Origin of the sequence: Phytopseudomonas flavescens, assembly GCF_900100535.1 — a bacterium.
In the GTDB taxonomy this organism is placed as follows: domain Bacteria; phylum Pseudomonadota; class Gammaproteobacteria; order Pseudomonadales; family Pseudomonadaceae; genus Aquipseudomonas; species Aquipseudomonas flavescens.
This window is the reverse complement of sequence record NZ_FNDG01000045.1, coordinates 1-3,072: the sequence shown is the minus strand read 5'-3', so window position 1 is coordinate 3,072 and position 3,072 is coordinate 1. Positions and strand designations below refer to the sequence as shown.

At 52.0% G+C, this 3,072-nt stretch carries 2 rRNA genes; both read left to right on the top strand.

Annotated features, from left to right (window positions below):
- Positions 1-2,756, top strand: a 23S ribosomal RNA gene (locus BLR94_RS26910); the annotation flags it as partial.
- Between the two features lie 138 nt (positions 2,757-2,894).
- A 5S ribosomal RNA gene (gene rrf, locus BLR94_RS26905) occupies positions 2,895-3,010 on the top strand.
- The last annotated feature ends 62 nt before the right edge of the window (positions 3,011-3,072 follow it).

The window sequence follows — 3,072 nt, the reverse complement described above, 5'->3', positions numbered from 1 at the left end:
AGCATAAGCTGAGTATCCTGCACTGAATACATAGGTGCATGAGGCGAACCAGGGGAACTGAAACATCTAAGTACCCTGAGGAAAAGAAATCAACCGAGATTCCCTTAGTAGTGGCGAGCGAACGGGGACTAGCCCTTAAGTTGATTTGAGATTAGTGGAAGGCTCTGGAAAGTGCCGCCGTAGTGGGTGATAGCCCCGTACACGAAAATCTCTTTTCAATGAAATCGAGTAGGACGGAGCACGAGAAACTTTGTCTGAATATGGGGGGACCATCCTCCAAGGCTAAATACTACTGACTGACCGATAGTGAACCAGTACCGTGAGGGAAAGGCGAAAAGAACCCCGGAGAGGGGAGTGAAATAGATCCTGAAACCGTATGCGTACAAGCAGTGGGAGCAGACTTGTTCTGTGACTGCGTACCTTTTGTATAATGGGTCAGCGACTTATATTCAGTGGCGAGCTTAACCGAATAGGGGAGGCGTAGCGAAAGCGAGTCTTAATAGGGCGTTTAGTCGCTGGGTATAGACCCGAAACCGGGCGATCTATCCATGGGCAGGTTGAAGGTTGGGTAACACTAACTGGAGGACCGAACCGACTACCGTTGAAAAGTTAGCGGATGACCTGTGGATCGGAGTGAAAGGCTAATCAAGCTCGGAGATAGCTGGTTCTCCTCGAAAGCTATTTAGGTAGCGCCTCGTGTATCACTGCTGGGGGTAGAGCACTGTTTCGGCTAGGGGGTCATCCCGACTTACCAAACCGATGCAAACTCCGAATACCAGCAAGTGTCAGCACGGGAGACACACGGCGGGTGCTAACGTCCGTCGTGAAAAGGGAAACAACCCAGACCGTCAGCTAAGGTCCCAAAGTTATGGTTAAGTGGGAAACGATGTGGGAAGGCTTAGACAGCTAGGAGGTTGGCTTAGAAGCAGCCACCCTTTAAAGAAAGCGTAATAGCTCACTAGTCGAGTCGGCCTGCGCGGAAGATGTAACGGGGCTCAAACCATACACCGAAGCTACGGGTTCATCTTAGGATGAGCGGTAGAGGAGCGTTCTGTAAGCCTGTGAAGGTGAGTTGAGAAGCTTGCTGGAGGTATCAGAAGTGCGAATGCTGACATGAGTAACGACAATGCGAGTGAAAAACTCGCACGCCGAAAGACCAAGGTTTCCTGCGCAACGTTAATCGACGCAGGGTGAGTCGGCCCCTAAGGTGAGGCAGAAATGCGTAATCGATGGGAAACGGGTTAATATTCCCGTACTTCTAATTACTGCGATGGAGGGACGGAGAAGGCTAGGCCAGCACGGCGTTGGTTGTCCGTGTTTAAGGTGGTAGGCCGAATGCTTAGGTAAATCCGGGCGTTCAAGGCCGAGAGCTGATGACGAGTTGTCCTTTGGACGATGAAGTGGTTGATGCCATGCTTCCAGGAAAAGCTTCTAAGCTTCAGGTAATTAGGAACCGTACCCCAAACCGACACAGGTGGTTAGGTAGAGAATACCAAGGCGCTTGAGAGAACTCGGGTGAAGGAACTAGGCAAAATGGCACCGTAACTTCGGGAGAAGGTGCGCCGGTGAGTGTGAAGGGTTTACCCCGTAAGCACATGCCGGTCGAAGATACCAGGCCGCTGCGACTGTTTATTAAAAACACAGCACTCTGCAAACACGAAAGTGGACGTATAGGGTGTGACGCCTGCCCGGTGCCGGAAGGTTAATTGATGGGGTTAGCTAACGCGAAGCTCTTGATCGAAGCCCCGGTAAACGGCGGCCGTAACTATAACGGTCCTAAGGTAGCGAAATTCCTTGTCGGGTAAGTTCCGACCTGCACGAATGGCGTAACGATGGCGGCGCTGTCTCCACCCGAGACTCAGTGAAATTGAAATCGCTGTGAAGATGCAGTGTATCCGCGGCTAGACGGAAAGACCCCGTGAACCTTTACTATAGCTTTGCACTGGACTTTGAGCTTGCTTGTGTAGGATAGGTGGGAGGCTTTGAAGTGGGGACGCCAGTTCTCATGGAGCCAACCTTGAAATACCACCCTGGCAACCTTGAGGTTCTAACTCTGGTCCGTTATCCGGATCGAGGACAGTGTATGGTGGGTAGTTTGACTGGGGCGGTCTCCTCCTAAAGAGTAACGGAGGAGTACGAAGGTGCGCTCAGACCGGTCGGAAATCGGTCGTAGAGTATAAAGGCAAAAGCGCGCTTGACTGCGAGACAGACACGTCGAGCAGGTACGAAAGTAGGTCTTAGTGATCCGGTGGTTCTGTATGGAAGGGCCATCGCTCAACGGATAAAAGGTACTCCGGGGATAACAGGCTGATACCGCCCAAGAGTTCATATCGACGGCGGTGTTTGGCACCTCGATGTCGGCTCATCACATCCTGGGGCTGAAGCCGGTCCCAAGGGTATGGCTGTTCGCCATTTAAAGTGGTACGCGAGCTGGGTTTAGAACGTCGTGAGACAGTTCGGTCCCTATCTGCCGTGGACGTTTGAGATTTGAGAGGGGCTGCTCCTAGTACGAGAGGACCGGAGTGGACGAACCTCTGGTGTTCCGGTTGTCACGCCAGTGGCATTGCCGGGTAGCTATGTTCGGGAAAGATAACCGCTGAAAGCATCTAAGCGGGAAACTTGCCTCAAGATGAGATCTCACTGGAACCTTGAGTTCCCTAAAGGGCCGTCGAAGACTACGACGTTGATAGGCTGGGTGTGTAAGCGTTGTGAGGCGTTGAGCTAACCAGTACTAATTGCCCGTGAGGCTTGACCATATAACACCCAAACAATTTGGCTGTTAGACGGTTGAAGTCGACAGTAAAGCCGAAAATTTGCAAGAACACGCAATACCAACGGATATCACATACCCAATTCGGGGAAGCGACCTAAACATCGACTCCCCAACCGGATTGCTTGACGACCATAGAGCGTTGGAACCACCTGATCCCATCCCGAACTCAGCAGTGAAACGACGCATCGCCGATGGTAGTGTGGGGTCTCCCCATGTGAGAGTAGGTCATCGTCAAGCTTCTACCAGAAACCCCAGATCTCGACAGAGGTCTGGGGTTTCGTCTTTTCGGCGTGGGAAAA